Origin of the sequence: Leclercia sp. CFBP8987 (assembly GCF_034044995.2) — a bacterium.
GTDB classification, from domain to species: domain Bacteria; phylum Pseudomonadota; class Gammaproteobacteria; order Enterobacterales; family Enterobacteriaceae; genus Enterobacter; species Enterobacter tamurae.
In genome coordinates, this window is sequence record NZ_CM188255.1 from 3,928,862 (window position 1) to 3,944,425 (window position 15,564).

At 55.4% G+C, this 15,564-nt stretch carries 15 protein-coding genes; 5 read left to right on the plus strand and 10 right to left on the minus strand.

Features of this window, described 5'->3' with window-relative positions:
- Positions 1-6: 6 nt before the first annotated feature.
- The 6 genes from SOM40_RS18885 to syd all read right to left on the minus strand — a co-directional run bounded on the left by SOM40_RS18885 (position 7) and on the right by syd (position 5,811).
- A complete protein-coding gene (locus SOM40_RS18885) occupies positions 7-1,347 on the minus strand; it encodes an enolase C-terminal domain-like protein (protein ID WP_106994453.1) in 1,341 nt (446 codons plus the stop codon).
- Positions 1,344-2,702 (minus strand): galactarate/glucarate/glycerate transporter GudP, encoded by a 1,359-nt coding sequence (gudP, locus tag SOM40_RS18890; RefSeq protein WP_262672647.1) that lies wholly within the window; start codon positions 2,700-2,702, stop codon positions 1,344-1,346. Before gudP ends, SOM40_RS18885 begins: the two co-directional genes overlap by 4 nt.
- A gap of 360 nt (positions 2,703-3,062) precedes the next feature.
- Positions 3,063-3,512 carry a flavodoxin gene (locus SOM40_RS18895; RefSeq protein ID WP_106994451.1) on the minus strand — a complete coding sequence of 150 codons (450 nt, stop codon included), beginning with the start codon at positions 3,510-3,512 and terminating at the stop codon, positions 3,063-3,065.
- 24 nt (positions 3,513-3,536) lie between these two features.
- A complete protein-coding gene (gene truC / locus SOM40_RS18900; RefSeq protein ID WP_106994450.1) occupies positions 3,537-4,310 on the minus strand; it encodes a tRNA pseudouridine(65) synthase TruC in 774 nt (257 codons plus the stop codon).
- On the minus strand, positions 4,307-4,633 hold the full coding sequence (locus SOM40_RS18905) for a YqcC family protein (protein WP_166183785.1): 327 nt from the start codon (positions 4,631-4,633) through the stop codon (positions 4,307-4,309). The genes truC and SOM40_RS18905 overlap by 4 nt, the downstream gene beginning before the upstream one ends.
- Positions 4,634-5,265: 632 nt before the next feature.
- Positions 5,266-5,811: a SecY-interacting protein gene (gene syd / locus SOM40_RS18910; RefSeq protein ID WP_106994448.1), complete on the minus strand. Its 546-nt coding sequence runs from the start codon at positions 5,809-5,811 to the stop codon at positions 5,266-5,268.
- A gap of 69 nt (positions 5,812-5,880) precedes the next feature.
- Between syd and queF the strand changes: the two genes are divergently transcribed.
- From queF to xni, 5 genes are all read left to right on the plus strand, one after another.
- Positions 5,881-6,723, plus strand: a complete 843-nt coding sequence (queF, locus tag SOM40_RS18915; RefSeq protein ID WP_106994447.1) for an NADPH-dependent 7-cyano-7-deazaguanine reductase QueF — start codon at positions 5,881-5,883, stop codon at positions 6,721-6,723.
- 116 nt (positions 6,724-6,839) lie between these two features.
- Positions 6,840-8,204: a nucleotide 5'-monophosphate nucleosidase PpnN gene (ppnN, locus tag SOM40_RS18920; protein ID WP_106994446.1), complete on the plus strand. Its 1,365-nt coding sequence runs from the start codon at positions 6,840-6,842 to the stop codon at positions 8,202-8,204.
- A 541-nt stretch (positions 8,205-8,745) separates the two neighbouring features.
- Positions 8,746-10,035, plus strand: coding sequence for an HAAAP family serine/threonine permease (locus SOM40_RS18925; RefSeq protein ID WP_106994445.1), 1,290 nt, complete (start codon positions 8,746-8,748; stop codon positions 10,033-10,035).
- Positions 10,036-10,096: 61 nt separating this feature from the next.
- Positions 10,097-11,464, plus strand: coding sequence for an L-serine ammonia-lyase (locus SOM40_RS18930; RefSeq protein WP_261645010.1), 1,368 nt, complete (start codon positions 10,097-10,099; stop codon positions 11,462-11,464).
- Positions 11,465-11,576: 112 nt separating this feature from the next.
- Entirely contained in the window at positions 11,577-12,332 is a 756-nt protein-coding gene (gene xni, locus SOM40_RS18935) for a flap endonuclease Xni (protein WP_320530550.1), read from the plus strand.
- 33 nt (positions 12,333-12,365) lie between these two features.
- Here xni and rlmM read toward each other — a convergent pair whose 3' ends face one another.
- The 4 genes from rlmM to SOM40_RS18955 all read right to left on the minus strand — a co-directional run bounded on the left by rlmM (position 12,366) and on the right by SOM40_RS18955 (position 15,390).
- The gene (gene rlmM / locus SOM40_RS18940; RefSeq protein WP_166183794.1) at positions 12,366-13,466 is read right to left on the minus strand and encodes a 23S rRNA (cytidine(2498)-2'-O)-methyltransferase RlmM; all 1,101 of its coding nucleotides are present in this window, start codon (positions 13,464-13,466) and stop codon (positions 12,366-12,368) included.
- Entirely contained in the window at positions 13,459-13,854 is a 396-nt protein-coding gene (locus SOM40_RS18945) for a DUF423 domain-containing protein (RefSeq protein ID WP_039029918.1), read from the minus strand. Before SOM40_RS18945 ends, rlmM begins: the two co-directional genes overlap by 8 nt.
- Positions 13,855-13,899: 45 nt before the next feature.
- Positions 13,900-14,814: a glycine cleavage system transcriptional regulator GcvA gene (gcvA, locus tag SOM40_RS18950; protein WP_039029917.1), complete on the minus strand. Its 915-nt coding sequence runs from the start codon at positions 14,812-14,814 to the stop codon at positions 13,900-13,902.
- A gap of 348 nt (positions 14,815-15,162) precedes the next feature.
- A complete protein-coding gene (locus tag SOM40_RS18955) occupies positions 15,163-15,390 on the minus strand; it encodes a YgdI/YgdR family lipoprotein (RefSeq protein WP_320530551.1) in 228 nt (75 codons plus the stop codon).
- Positions 15,391-15,564 lie beyond the last annotated feature (174 nt).

Consider the following 15,564-nt stretch of genomic DNA (forward strand, 5'->3'; position numbering starts at 1 on the left):
CTTTAATCAGTGACGACCGAACGCCGGGCGTTTGCGGTCAAATGTCCAGCCGGGAATAAGATACTGCATCGGGCCTGCGTCATTACGCGCGCCGCCGGGCAGTTTCTTATAGGCTTCATGGGCTTTGTGGATCTGATCCCAGTCAAGCTCCACGCCAAGCCCCGGTGCATCCGGTACGGCAATCTTGCCGTGTTTAATTTCCAGTGGATTTTTGGTCAGCCGTGCTTCGCCCTCCTGCCAGATCCAGTGGGTGTCGATAGCCGTTGGCGTACCCGGCGCCGCGGCACCAACATGGGTGAACATCGCCAGCGAGATATCGAAGTGGTTATTTGAGTGGCAACCCCAGGTTAAGCCCCAGTCGTCGCACAACTGCGCCACACGCACCGCGCCGGAGAGAGTCCAGAAGTGCGGGTCCGCCAGCGGGATATCCACCGCGTTCAGCATCACCGCGTGCCCCATCTCGCGCCAGTTGGTGGCGATCATATTGGTGGCGACCGGCAGACCGGTGGCGCGGCGGAACTCCGCCATCACCTCACGGCCGGAGAAGCCCTGTTCGGCACCGCAGGGATCTTCGGCATAGGTCAGGACATCCCCCAGGCCTTTGCACAGGGCGATAGCTTCATCCAGCAGCCAGGCGCCGTTGGGATCGACGGTAATGCGCGCGTCCGGGAAGCGTTTCTTCAGGGCGCGGGCGCTGTCGATCTCCTGTTCACCCGGCAGTACGCCGCCTTTCAGTTTGAAATCCTTAAAGCCGTAGCGATCCTGGGCCGCTTCCGCCAGACGCACCACCGCCTCGCTGGAGAGCGCCTCCTGATGACGCAGGTGATACCAGTCGTGGCTGCCAGGGGATTGATCCAGATAGGGCAGGTCGGTTTTCGTGCGATCGCCCAGGTAGAAGAGATAGCCCAGCACGGTGACCGCATCGCGCTGCTTGCCCGGACCGAGCAGCTCGCACACCGGCACGTTCAGCGCTTTGCCGAGCAGATCCAGCAGCGCTGCTTCCAGCGCCGCTACCGCATTGACCCGCAGTTCAAATGTCCAGGCACCTTTGCCGAAGGTATCGAAATCGGCGGACTGGTTGCCTTTATGCACGCGCTGGACCACTTTGTTCAGCCGCGCCACCTCCTGACCCACCACCTGCGGAATGGCATCCACCAGGGTCTGATAGATCACTTCGCCGCCGGGGGCTTCCCCAACGCCGGTATTCCCGGCGTTATCGGTCAGCACCACAATATTGCGGGTAAACCAGGCGTTATGCGCGCCGCCGATGTTCAGCAGCATGCTGTCCTGACCGGCAACCGGGATAACCTTCATTTCAGTCACGACAGGGCTGGATTGCATACTCATGATAAACGCTCCCCGACAGGTTTCAGTTCGATACGTTTGATATCACCCACCAGCACCAGGTAGCTCAGTACCGCCACCAGAGCGTGAACCCCGACGTAGATCAGTGCCCCGTTGAAGGAACCGGTGGTGCCGACGATGTAACCGATGGCAATCGGGGTGACGATCCCGGAGATGTTGCCGAACATATTGAACAGACCGCCGCTCAGGCCGCTGATCTCTTTCGGTGCGGTATCGGCCATCACCGCCCAGCCCAGCGCCCCAATCCCTTTCCCGAAGAAGGCCATCGCCATAAAGCCGATAATCATCCACTCGGCGTCAACGTAGTTACAGAACACCATCGACATGGAGAGCAGCATACCCAGCACGATCGGCGTTTTACGGGCAATATTCAGGGAACCGGTACGACGCATCAGCCAGTCGGAAATCACCCCGCCCAGCACGCCGCCGATAAAGCCGCAGATTGCCGGAACAGAGGCCACAAACCCGGCTTTCAGAATCGACATGCCGCGTGCCTGCACCAGATAGACCGGGAACCAGGTGATAAAGAAGTAAGTTAAGGCGTTGATACAGTACTGGCCGAGGTAGATCCCCACCATCATGCGGGTGCCCACCAGCTGTTTGATCTGACCCCACTTGTGGCTGAACGGCACTTTCTCTTTGCTTTTCGCCTGATCCATGTTGATCAGCGCCCCGCCCGCGGCGATGTAATCCAGCTCTTTCTGGTTTACGCCCGGATGCTGGTTTGGCTCGTGGATCACTTTCAGCCACACAAAACTGATGATGATCCCCAGACCGCCCATGAAGAAGAACACGTGTGACCAGCCCACTTCGTGGGTCAGCCAGCCCATGATCGGGGCGAAGATCACGGTAGCGAAGTATTGCGCGGAGTTAAAAATGGATACCGCCGTTCCCCTCTCCTGCGCCGGGAACCAGGCTGCCACTATGCGGCTATTGCCCGGGAAGGAGGGCGCTTCGGCAAGGCCGACGAGGAAGCGCAGGGTAAAGAGCGCGACAATAATGCCAAAGCCGTTAAAGACATCGACAAAGCCCTGTAACAGAGTGAACAGGGACCAGATAAAGATGGACCAGAAGTAGACGCGTTTTGAACCGAAGCGGTCAAGCAACCAGCCGCCCGGGATTTGGCCGATAACATAGGCCCATGAAAATGCCGAGAAAACGTAACCCATTCCGACCGGATCCAGACCGATATCTTTTGCCATTTCAGAACCGGCAATCGACAGCGTGGCGCGGTCGCCATAGTTAAAGGATGTGACGATAAACAGCATCACCACTATCCAATAGCGAGCGTTGGTGCGCTTTTCAGCGCTGCTCGCCGCCTGGCTTAATGAACTCATTCTTGCACTCCTGAATCATAGCTTTTATCGCTACGTTCATTCTGAACAGCTCAACCGGTAGGGTATCAGAATGACGTGTATGTGTTTTTTGCAGTTCAAACGTTGAGGTCTTTTGCCTTACTGACTGCATTTTTATTAACTGGCGGAAAAAGTATAAGAAAGGATCCAGGCCCCTCTCACCGTGCAACAACACAACATTGGCGGGAGGGTTTGAGGTTGTTTATGGCATAAGCCTAACTCAATGGAAGGTAGTTCACGGAAACGTGGCTGAGTGAGAAAACAACAGAAGAGAAAGAGAAGAGTGTGAATCAGGTCGCTTGACGCGGTGGAATGCCCTCCCGCGGCCGGGAGGGAAAGCATCTAGCCGAGAAGCGTGCCCCAGTGTTCAACCCAGGGATTGGATTCGCTTTCCGGTTCAGGGTGCTCAGAGGCATCGATCATCAGCATCTCACCCACGCGCTGAGCGCTCTGCTCCTGTAACAGGGCGTCGAACTTTTTGCCGCCACCGCAGAAACTGGTGTAGGTGCTGTCACCCAGCGCGATGATGCCGTAGCGCATCTCCGGCTGATAACCCAGCTTATCTTTAATGCCCTGGTACAGCGGGACGATACTGTCCGGCAGATCGCCCTGCCCGGTTGTCGAGGTGACCACCAGCGCATACTGGCCCTGGTATTTTTCCCAGTCGGCCAGTTCGGGATCTTCATACACCGTGGCTTTGTGGCCCATTCCCGCGAGAATTGCTTCGGCTTCTTCGGCCACCAGCAGCGAATTGCCGTACATCGTACCGACAAAAATTCCGACTACAGCCATGGTTTACTCCCTCAATGAATGCAATTAACGTTCATCCTGAACGTTGGCGGGTTCAAACTCAACCCTTTCATTTTCGGGGAGTTGCCCGCGCCAGCCAAAGTGTGACAGCGCCTGCATCCACACCGGATCAAGCCCGGCCCGGATCGTCAGCGGCTCACCGGTAAACGGATGCACCAGGTTCAGCTGGCTGGCGTGCAGCATCAGTCGGTTACAGCCAAAGTGTTCGGCGGCGCTGCGGTTCTGTTTCAGATCGCCATGCTTGCTGTCACCGATGATCGGATGACGCAGATGGGTAAGGTGGCGTCGCAGCTGGTGTTTACGCCCGGTTTTCGGCTCCAGCTCGACCAGGCTGTAGCGTGTGGTCGGAAATTTGCTGGTGGCGACAGGCATTTCGACAGTCGCCAGACCGCGATAGTCGGTTACTGCAGGCTGCGGCTCTTTATCATCCCGGGCATATTTGTCGGCGATTTTATCCAGCTCTTCGATCAGCGGATAATCGAGCGTCGCGGCGTCGGTCAGCCAGCCCCGGACAATCGCATGGTAACGTTTCTGGATCTGATGCTGCTCGAACTGCTGCGACAGACGTCGTCCGGCCTCGCTGGAGAGGCCCATCAACAATACGCCGGAAGTGGGTCTGTCGAGGCGGTGGACGGTAAAAACATGCTGACCAATCTGGTCACGCACGGTCTGCATCACCACCACTTTTTCATCGCGATCCAGCCAGCTCCGGTGCACCAGCCAGCCGGAGGGCTTATTGACCGCCACCAGCCACTCATCCTGATAGAGGATCTCAATCATGCTTCGTTGCCAAAGAGGGTGTCCAGCGCCAGCAGTGCCGCCAGTACTTCCTCGCGTGACGGATGAGCAGCGTCGAGCGCCATTTCATAGTAGGGGGCGACGGCAAAGTTTTGTGGCAGCGAATGTCCGCCCTCAATCAGGGCATGCATGCGGGGAATGAGCACCCATTGCAGCCACTCAAACGGCTCCAGGGTATCCATGCAGAAAGGTTGCGTGCTCTCAAACGCGTCAGGCTGCGGCGCCGTCTCCTGCCACAGTTGATGATCGCGCAATAAAGCTTCGATGGCGTGCAGCTGCGCGCGCACGTGGTCGTGATGCGTCATGAAAACCTCAACTGAAAATCTGAACGGCGGGCAGCATAGCAAAGACCACGCAGAAATAAAAAAAGGGAGCACTGTAAAAACAGTGCTCCCGGTTCGTTTCGCAGCAATCCAGCTACTTTTAGTGCTCCCTGCTCATCCGTGACAACTTTTCCTCTGACCCGGAGGTCTGGTCTTCCCTCGACCGCTGCATCTTGCGCACATCATCCTGATGTGACTGTTTCATCCTGAAACGTCCTGGTCTTCCTGACCCACCGGACATCCGTACCGGCTCTCATTCTCCTTCCTGGAGGTGTCCTTCACGCATCCTGCGTTATCCTTTTGCTTCTTCCTGAAGCCTTCCTTGTAACGCCTTCCTGACGTGTCCTGAGTTAAGAAACGCCATCATCCTGATGTTCGCTTCTCGTGTCGGCATCCTGTCGACGGGCATAGAATCCCCTATTCCGCTTCGTCTTACAAGGCACTGCGTAAGTCAAATTAAAGAGTTGTTGCAACTTATTACTATCAAGAACGCATTCAAAATGCTGATAATAAATGGATTTATTGAAAGAATATCAGGTTGAGTGCGTGCGATGTTACGGTGATCTCTTACAAGCTTTGTAAGAGATCTCTCACACACGCTGTAGTACGAAGGATTACACGACGGGATGAAGATTATTGAGGAAATCCGTAAGGGAAGCGGCCAGGATCTGGCGTTTTTGCGTGCCCAGCGTCTCTTTTACCACGTTCCCCGTAAGGTTGCAGACAGAGAGAATATCCATTTCACTCTCCAGCGTGGCGATGAATAGCGTTGGCGATAGCTTCAGGCGCTTCTGGGTCACAAGGTGCCCAATCAGGTTCTCCTGCACGCGCTGCAGATCGTCTTCACTCCAGGTTTGCAGCAGAGTCAGCATCTCGTTATCAAAGCGAGCGCACATATCCCCGGCAAACTGTGTGGTATAGAACGCGTGGACCGCAGGTTGTACCACAATGTCCATGGCGCGTTCAACGGCATTTACATTCTGCTCAGCGGTAAACGGCTGGGGCTGCCAGGTCACGGTATCCCCGGAAGAGGTGATAATACAGGGAGAGGGGACGCCATACAGCGCCTCGCTTTGAGGCCATGACGCGTTCTGTTCATGCCAGGCGTCACAGTAACGTGCCGTAAACGCGGTTAAGGCCGCTGCAGTCTCTTTATCCACCGGTTTCTCTCTTCATATAAGCCAGGATACACTCAGTCGCATAGTTTACCTGCAAAGTGACAATGAAACATGTCTTACGAAAATCATGATGCCTTATCGGGCTTAACCCTGGGCAAAACCACCGCCTACCGCGATATCTACGACGCCAGCCTGTTACAGGGCGTGCCGCGCAGTCTTAACCGCGATCCACTCGGGCTGAAAGCCGATAACCTGCCCTTCCACGGCGGCGATATCTGGACGCTGTATGAGCTCTCCTGGCTCAACGCCCGGGGTTTACCCCAGGTGGCGGTGGGTCACGTTGAGCTGGATTACACCAGCGTCAACCTGGTGGAGTCCAAAAGCTTTAAGCTCTACCTCAACAGCTTCAATCAGACCCGCTTTGACAGCTGGGACGCGGTGCAGCGCACGCTGGAACGTGACTTAAGCGCCTGCGCGCAGGGGAAAGTGACCGTCGCCCTCTACCGCATCGACGAGCTGGAAGGTCAGCCAATCGCCCACTTCCACGGGACCTGCATTGACGAGCAGGATATTGAGATCGACACCTACCAGTTTGATACCGCCTGGCTGGAAAATAGTGCCAGCGGCAACGTGGTTAAAGAAACGCTGGTCAGCCACCTGCTGAAATCCAACTGCCTTATCACTCACCAGCCTGACTGGGGTTCGGTTCAGATCCAGTATCGCGGCGCTAAAATCGATCGTGAGAAGCTCCTGCGCTACCTGGTCTCCTTCCGAAACCACAATGAGTTTCATGAGCAGTGCGTGGAGCGCATCTTCAACGACATTCTGCATTTCTGCCAGCCAGAAGCGCTGAGCGTCTACGCCCGCTATACCCGCCGCGGTGGGCTGGATATCAATCCGTGGCGCAGCAACACCGATTTTGTTCCGGCGATCGGTCGTTTAGTCCGTCAGTAAGATAAATAAATTCACAATATGCGCGGTCCGTTCCGCGCTTTGGGTTGTGAAAGGTCATAAGCCAGGGCTATTGTAATCAGCAGGGAAAGACGATAAACGTCCCGTAAGGAGCTCACTTGATTACACATATAAGCCCGCTTGGCTCAATGGATATGTTGTCGCAGCTGGAAGTGGACATGCTCAAGAGCACGGCCAGCAGCGATCTTTATCAACTGTTTCGCAACTGTTCACTTGCCGTTCTGAACTCCGGTAGCCTGACCGACAACAGCAAAGAGTTGCTGTCCCGCTTTGAAAGCTTTGATATTAACGTTCTGCGCCGTGAACGTGGCGTGAAGCTGGAGCTGATTAACCCACCGGAAGATGCCTTTGTTGACGGGCGCATCATTCGCGCACTGCAGGCCAACCTGTTTGCTGTCCTGCGCGATATCCTGTTTGTGAATGGCCAGATCAGTAACGCCGGTCGTTTCCAGCATCTGAACCTCGAAAGCTCGGCCCATATCACCAACCTGGTGTTCTCCATTCTGCGTAACGCCCGTGCCCTGCACGTGGGCGAAGCCCCGAGCATGGTGGTGTGCTGGGGGGGTCACTCCATTAACGAAACCGAATACCTCTACGCCCGTCGTGTCGGCACCCAGCTGGGGCTGCGCGAGCTGAACATCTGCACCGGCTGCGGTCCGGGGGCGATGGAAGCGCCGATGAAGGGCGCCGCGGTGGGGCATGCTCAGCAGCGCTACAAAGAGGGCCGTTTTATCGGCATGACCGAGCCGTCGATTATTGCCGCTGAGCCGCCGAATCCGCTGGTCAACGAACTGATCATCATGCCGGACATCGAGAAACGTCTTGAGGCGTTTGTCCGTATCGCGCACGGGATCATCATCTTCCCGGGCGGCGTAGGGACGGCAGAAGAGCTGCTCTATCTGCTGGGCATTCTGATGCATCCGGCTAACCAGGACCAGGTCCTGCCGCTGATCCTGACCGGGCCGAAAGAGAGTGCAGACTACTTCCGCGTGCTGGATGAGTTCATCGTCCATACCCTGGGCGAGGCGGCTCGCCGTCACTATCGCATCATCATCGATGACGCCGCCGAAGTGGCGCGCCTGATGAAAAAGGCGATGCCGCTGGTGAAAGAGAACCGTCGCGATACCGGGGATGCCTATAGCTTTAACTGGTCGATCCGCATTTCGCCGGATCTGCAGATCCCGTTTGAGCCGTCGCATGAAAACATGGCCAACCTGAAACTCTATCCCGATCAGCCGGTTGAAGTGCTGGCCGCCGATCTGCGTCGCGCCTTCTCGGGCATCGTGGCGGGTAACGTGAAGGAGGTGGGTATCCAGGCCATCGAAGAGTTTGGGCCGTATAAAATTCATGGCGACCGCGACATGATGCGCCGCATGGACGATCTGCTGCAGGGCTTCGTCGCCCAGCACCGTATGAAGCTTCCAGGCTCTGCCTATATCCCCTGTTACGAGATCTCAGCGTAACGCCTTGCCCGGCGCGCATGCCGGGCACCCTATCCCGCCGGGAATGGCCCTTCGCCTCCCGGCTTTTTTATTGCCTTCAGCGACATGGCCTGGCCTGCAATATCACTATTACTTATCTTTTTGCTATTTCATAACGCAACGCAAACGATTACGTTCCTGGCCAGAGCGTGATTTATCAGCCGCAAATGCCATAAAGCACGAAAAAATCCTCTAAACCGACACTTTTACAGCGTAAGGCTCCTATCTTACTGGGGGATCTATCTCGCCACATATCGTTAATGGTAGCCTTCGCGCCCAGAAATTCGTCATGCTGTTTTATTAGCAGATAAATGGTCTAAAGATACCCACATCATAAGTGGATTATCGCATTTGAGATCGGGATCACTGATAGATCCATTACTAAAATGTATCTTTCCGCCCGCCGATAGTTACGGAGAAAAATTATATAAAAACCGTCACTGAGCGAATTTCATATTACGATTAGCCCTTTTTGCACTGAATTTGACCAGAAACCTGACATTAGCTACTCCTGGAGACACAGATGGAAACCACTCAAACCAGCACCGTTGCTTCGATTGAAACCCGAAGTGGATGGCGTAAAACAGATACCATGTGGATGCTTGGCCTGTACGGCACAGCAATCGGCGCTGGTGTTCTTTTCCTTCCTATTAACGCAGGTGTGGGCGGCTTAATTCCGCTGATCATCATGGCGATCATTGCCTTCCCGATGACCTACTTTGCACACCGCGGCCTGACCCGTTTTGTGCTTTCTGGTAAAAACCCGGGCGAAGACATCACCGAAGTTGTTGAAGAACATTTCGGTATTGGCGCTGGTAAACTGATTACCCTGCTCTACTTCTTTGCGATCTACCCAATCCTGTTGGTTTATAGCGTGGCGATCACCAACACCGTGGACAGCTTCATGACTCATCAGCTGGGCATGACCCCGCCGCCGCGCGCTATTCTGTCGCTGATCCTGATCGTCGGCATGATGACCATCGTGCGCTTCGGTGAGCAGATGATTGTGAAGGCGATGAGCGTGCTGGTGTTCCCGTTCGTTATCGCTCTGATGGTGCTGGCCTGCTACCTGATCCCACAGTGGAACGGGGCAGCGCTGGAAACCCTCTCCCTGAGCAGCGCATCTGCTACCGGCAACGGCCTGTGGATGACCCTGTGGCTGGCCATTCCGGTCATGGTCTTCTCCTTCAACCACTCCCCGATCATCTCCTCCTTCGCCGTGGCGAAGCGTGAAGAGTACGGTCAGGGTGCCGAGAAGAAGTGTTCCAGCATCCTGGCTCGCGCTCACGTGATGATGGTTATCACCGTGATGTTCTTCGTCTTCAGCTGCGTACTGAGCCTCGCGCCGGCGGATCTGGCAGCAGCAAAAGCACAGAACATCTCGATTCTCTCTTACCTGGCGAACCACTTTAACGCACCAGTCATTGCCTGGATGGCGCCAATCATCGCCATTATCGCGATTACCAAATCCTTCCTCGGCCACTACCTGGGCGCACGTGAAGGCTTTAACGGCATGGTGATTAAATCGCTGCGCGGTAAAGGCAAGAGCATTGAAATCAACAAGCTGAACAAGATCACTGCGCTGTTCATGCTGCTGACCACCTGGGCGGTTGCCACCATGAACCCGAGCATCCTTGGGATGATCGAAACCCTGGGCGGCCCGATTATCGCGATGATCCTGTTCCTGATGCCGATGTACGCGATTCAGAAAGTGCCAGCGATGCGTAAATACAGCGGCCAGATCAGCAACGTCTTCGTTGTGATTATGGGTCTGATTGCTATCTCCGCTATCTTCTTCTCGCTGTTCGCTTAATTCCTCCCGCGCCGTCTTCGGACGGCGCACTCTTCTCCCAAGACGTAGCAACGGACGCATCATGATTAGCGTTTTCGATATTTTCAAAATTGGTATTGGTCCATCCAGCTCGCACACCGTCGGGCCGATGAAAGCCGGTAAACAGTTCACGGACGATCTTATTGCGCGCGGAATGCTGCACGACACGACCCGCGTGGTGGTGGATGTTTACGGCTCCCTGTCGCTGACCGGCAAAGGGCACCATACCGATATCGCCATTATTATGGGCCTGGCGGGCAACCTGCCGGATAGCGTTGATATTGACGCCATCCCGGCCTTTATCCAGGACGTTAACACCCACAGCCGGTTGCTGCTGGCGAAGGGTGAACACGAAGTTGAGTTCCCGGTTGATCGCTGCATGAATTTCCATGCCGACAACCTGTCGCTGCACGAAAACGGTATGCGGATCACTGCTCTGGCAGGCGACAAGGCGATTTACAGCCAAACCTATTACTCCATCGGCGGCGGTTTTATCGTCGACGAAGAACATTTTGGCCAGAGCGATAGCGCGCCTGTGGCGGTTCCTTATCCGTACAAATCGGCGGCCGATCTGCAGCGCCATTGCCAGGAGAGCGGTCTGTCACTCTCTGGCCTGATGATGCAAAACGAGCTGGCATTGCACAGCAAAGCGGAGCTGGAACAGCACTTTGCCAACGTCTGGGAAGTGATGCGTGGCGGTATTGAACGCGGTATTACTACCGAGGGCGTTCTGCCGGGCAAACTGCGCGTTCCGCGTCGGGCTGCCGCCCTGCGCCGCATGCTGGTGAGCAGTGACAAAACCACCAGCGACCCGATGGCGGTGGTGGATTGGATCAACATGTTCGCACTGGCGGTGAACGAAGAGAATGCCGCGGGTGGCCGCGTTGTCACCGCGCCAACCAACGGTGCCTGCGGTATCGTTCCGGCGGTGCTGGCTTATTACGACAAGTTCATCCGCGAAGTGAATGCTAACTCGCTGGCTCGCTATCTGCTGGTCACCAGCGCCATTGGCTCGCTGTACAAGATGAACGCCTCCATCTCCGGCGCGGAAGTGGGCTGCCAGGGTGAAGTGGGCGTGGCCTGCTCAATGGCGGCGGCGGGACTCGCGGAGCTGCTGGGCGGAAGCCCGACGCAGGTCTGTATTGCCGCAGAGATCGGGATGGAGCACAACCTCGGTCTGACCTGCGATCCGGTTGCCGGTCAGGTGCAGGTGCCGTGCATCGAGCGTAACGCGATTGCTTCCGTGAAGGCGGTCAACGCCGCGCGTATGGCGCTGCGTCGTACCAGCGAGCCGCGCGTCTGCCTCGATAAAGTGATCGAAACCATGTATGAGACCGGGAAAGACATGAACGCCAAATACCGCGAAACCTCTCGCGGCGGTCTGGCGATGAAGATTGTCACCTGCGATTAAGTCCAAAAAGGAGCCTCGTTTTGCGAGGCTCCTTCCCGAACGCCCCGCCACGCGTAGTTTCCCCCCGCCGACAGTGTTACCCTTATTTGACTGAACAGAAGGGAGAAAATCTGTGGCCGTTCATTTGCTTATTGTCGATGCGCTCAACCTTATCCGGCGCATCCACGCGGTTCAGGGTACGCCCTGCAAGGATACCTGCCTGCATGCGCTGGAGCAGCTTATCCGCCACAGCCAGCCCAGCCACGTGGTCGCCGTGTTTGACGATGAAGCCCGTAACAGCGGCTGGCGGCATCAGCGCCTGCCGGATTACAAGGCCGGGCGTGCGCCGATGCCGGATGACCTGCACGCAGAAATGCCCACCATCCGCGCCGCCTTTGAACAGAGCGGGGTTCCCTGCTGGGGCGCCGAGGGCAACGAAGCTGACGATCTGGCCGCCACCCTGGCGGTAAAAGTCGCCAGCGCCGGGCATCAGGCCACCATTGTCTCGACGGACAAGGGCTACTGTCAGCTGCTCTCCCCCACTATTCGCATCCGCGACTATTTCCAGAAACGCTGGCTGGATGCCCCCTTTATCGCCAGTGAGTTTGGCGTCTCGCCGCAGCAGCTACCGGATTACTGGGGTCTGGCGGGGATCAGCAGCTCAAAAGTGCCGGGTGTGGCAGGCATTGGCCCGAAAAGCGCGGCCCAGCTGCTAACTGATTTTCAGGATCTGGAGGGTATTTACGCCCGTCTGGATGAGGTGCCGGAAAAGTGGCGCAAAAAGCTGGAAGCGCATAAAGAGATGGCGTTTATTTGCCGCGACGTGGCGCGGTTGCAGACCGATTTACAGTTAGACGGGAATTTGCAGCAGCTACGGTTGGATCGTTAACTTTCCCTCTCCCCTATGGGGAGAGGGTCAGAATTATCTCTCGTCGCGACGCCCACCGACGGCAGCCCACCAGCGGCGGATATGCACGGTGACTTCTTCACGATCGTGGTACAGCTGGCGCGCCTGAATCACCACGTTAATACCGTGTTCATCCATCTGCTCCTGAATGTAGGCCAGGTTCTGAGAGACCTCCTCATAGCGCTTTTTCATCGGCAGCTTGAGGTTAAAAATGGTCTCACGACACCAGCCGTTCACCAGCCAGGAGGCCATCAGGGCCGCCACTTTCGCCGGCTTCTCTACCATGTCGCACACCATCCACGAGATGTTGTTGCGGGTTGGGCGATAGCGGAAACCATCTTCACGCAGCCAGGTCACCTGCCCGGTATCCATCAGGCTTTGCGCCATCGGGCCGTTGTCGACAGAGGAAACCCACATGTTGCGCTTCACCAGCTGATAGGTCCAGCCGCCCGGACAGGCACCGAGATCGACCGCATACATACCGTTTGCCAGGCGTTCGTCCCACTCATCAGCGGGAATAAAGACGTGAAACGCCTCTTCAAGCTTCAGCGTTGAGCGGCTTGGGGCATCAGCCGGGAACCGCAGACGGGGGATGCCCATAAAGAACGGCGAGTTATTGGTAGTGTACGAATAACCGGTATAGCAGCAGCCAGGGGCGATAAAGAAGATGTGGACCACGGGACGTTTTGGCGTCTCGTAGTTAGTCAACACGCCCGCCTCACGCAGTGCCGCGCGCAGCGGCACGGTGAACTTACGGCAGAACTTCATCAGCTCTTTGCTTTCGTTGGTGTCCGCAACTTCAACGCGCAGATCGCCACCCTTCTCCACCACGCCCTGCAGCATGCCAACAATCGGCGAAATGCGATCTTCAGGCGGCAGATCTTTCAGCAGTTCACCCGCAACAAACATCTGACGGGCAAAAATCAGCGAGCTGAACGGCAAGTCGCGAACCAGTTTTTCCGCGTCATCAGCCTGATAGCACTCGAAAACAACATAGCCCGAATTCTCTTTCACGCGGGCAAAACCAAACACCTCGCGCTTCGCGGCTTTATCAGTGATCTCCGCGGCACACTCTTTTTCAAAGCCCGGGCGACAATATAAGACAACTTTATTCATGAACAACGCCCTTGCGTTTCAGACGGAACGAACCGATTAACATTAATACCCACCCGACCAGGAAGCTGACGCCGCCGACCGGGGTAACAAACGCCCACAGGCGTAAATGCGACAGCGCAAGGCAGTACAGGCTACCGCTGAACAGCACGGTACCCAGCGCCATAAATACGCTGCTCCAGTAAAACCAGATACTGATACGGCGTTGCATCGCCACGGCTAATCCGAAAATCGCCAGGGTGTGAAACGCCTGATATTCCAGACCGGTGTGGATCCAACCCATCTCCACCACACCCAGTGATTTGCGTAAGACATGTGCGCCAAAAGCGCCCAGGGCAACAAAAATAAAGCCACTCACCGCGGCAAAAATCAGCATAAAACGGCTGGTCATGTTTCTGTCCTGAAGTTATGCGCGTCCTGCGCGCAAAAGAAAGTGTTACTCGTACCGAAAGCGGAATTTTTCTTGCTCGTTGGCCGCCTTTGCCAGGATCCACTGGCGAAACGCGGCTATTTTACCCAGTTCTGCCTGACTGTCATGACAAACCAGATAAAAAGCATTCTTACTGACCAGAACATCATTAAAGGGGCAGACCAGGCGGCCGGCCTCAATTTCGGACTGCGCCATGACGTTGTTTGCCAACGCCACGCCCTGTCCGTGGATGGCAGCCTGTAACACCATCGCACTGTGGCTGAAGATGGGGCCCTGCTGCACATTAATATGGTTAAGACCAAGCTGGCGGGTATAAGTTTGCCAGTCGCGGCGAGAAGCATCATGCAAAAGCGTATGCTGCGCCAGATTCTCCGGTGCTTTTAACGCTTTTTCGCCTGTTAAGAGTAGTGGTGAGCAGACCGGCAGCAAATACTCCGCGTACAATTTTTCGACACGCAGGCCTGGCCAGTTGCCGCGACCATAGAAAATTGCCACGTCGACATCGTCCGCCAGCTTGTCTTCCTGACGGTCGACAGCCTGGATTCGGACATCAATCCCCGGATAAGCTGAGTTAAAGCTTGAGAGTCTCGGCACCAGCCACTGAATGGCAAAACTGGGCAATAAACTGACCGTCAGTGCCCCTTTGGCACTGCGCGCCTGCAGCTTACGGGTCGCCTCCGTCAACTGGGAGAAGATCTCTTTAATATCCTGAAAATAGCTCTGCCCCTCTTCCGTCAGAAGCAGGGAACGGTTGCGGCGGCGGAACAGCTTGAGGCCCAGAAAATCCTCAAGGGACTTGATTTGATGACTTACTGCGGCCTGCGTCACAAAAAGCTCATCGGCCGCGCGCGTGAAACTTAAATGGCGGGCGGCAGCGTCAAATACACGTAATGCATTAAGAGGTGGTAATCGCTTGGACATGGTTATCTGGCTTAGATGTTAACGGCTTTTAACAAACAGGAAACAACGTTTAACCTATTAGTTTTTTTTATCTGAGCCATTATAAATTGTCCGTTGAGGAACTACCAGCAAATACCTATAGTGGCGGCACTTCCTGAGCCGGAACGAAAAGTTTTTTTGGAATGCGTGTTCTGAAGGGCTTTTGGCTTACGGTTGTGATGTTGTGTTGTTGTGTTTGCAATTGGTCTGCGATTCAGACCCCGGTAGCAACGCTACCAATTTTTCACTTCCTGTACATTTACCCTGTCTGTCCATAGTGATTAATGTAGCACCGCCCAATTGCGGTGCTTTTTTTTGTCTGCAATTCCGTTAGTTATCCAGCTCAACCATCTCTTTCACATCACCACGGTTGATTTGCTGTTTGTTCCCGTTGGCATCCTTATACGAGATCATACCGGTGTCATTATCGGTTTGTGGCTTACCGTCGGACACGATTGAACGGCCATCATTGGTATGCATAACGTAGTTATTACCGGAACAGGCGCTCAGGGCGAAAGTCAGCATACAGGCAGAAACAATTGCGACAGTCTTTTTCATCTTCTTCTCCTTTAGCAATTAATGCTATCTAAACCATGTTTCAGAACAGGCTAAAACATCTTCCTGACACTATTTCAGCATAACCTGCTTCGTCTGTTACGCCAGGATAAACAGACAAATCCGATAGAGATCAACCTTCTTGCCCTGCCGCTGAATTTGCGCGACGATCTCTTC

Coding starts and splice junctions, on each gene's coding strand:
- queF (WP_106994447.1), top strand. CDS start 5,881: ATGTCTTACGAAAATCATGATGCCTTATCGGGCTTAACCCTGGGCAAA.
- SOM40_RS18955 (WP_320530551.1), bottom strand. CDS start 15,390: ATGAAAAAGACTGTCGCAATTGTTTCTGCCTGTATGCTGACTTTCGCC.
- SOM40_RS18895 (WP_106994451.1), bottom strand. CDS start 3,512: ATGGCTGTAGTCGGAATTTTTGTCGGTACGATGTACGGCAATTCGCTG.
- SOM40_RS18925 (WP_106994445.1), top strand. CDS start 8,746: ATGGAAACCACTCAAACCAGCACCGTTGCTTCGATTGAAACCCGAAGT.
- gudP (WP_262672647.1), bottom strand. CDS start 2,702: ATGAGTTCATTAAGCCAGGCGGCGAGCAGCGCTGAAAAGCGCACCAAC.
- rlmM (WP_166183794.1), bottom strand. CDS start 13,466: ATGAATAAAGTTGTCTTATATTGTCGCCCGGGCTTTGAAAAAGAGTGT.
- gcvA (WP_039029917.1), bottom strand. CDS start 14,814: ATGTCCAAGCGATTACCACCTCTTAATGCATTACGTGTATTTGACGCT.
- SOM40_RS18930 (WP_261645010.1), top strand. CDS start 10,097: ATGATTAGCGTTTTCGATATTTTCAAAATTGGTATTGGTCCATCCAGC.
- SOM40_RS18905 (WP_166183785.1), bottom strand. CDS start 4,633: ATGACGCATCACGACCACGTGCGCGCGCAGCTGCACGCCATCGAAGCT.
- truC (WP_106994450.1), bottom strand. CDS start 4,310: ATGATTGAGATCCTCTATCAGGATGAGTGGCTGGTGGCGGTCAATAAG.
- SOM40_RS18945 (WP_039029918.1), bottom strand. CDS start 13,854: ATGACCAGCCGTTTTATGCTGATTTTTGCCGCGGTGAGTGGCTTTATT.
- SOM40_RS18885 (WP_106994453.1), bottom strand. CDS start 1,347: ATGAGTATGCAATCCAGCCCTGTCGTGACTGAAATGAAGGTTATCCCG.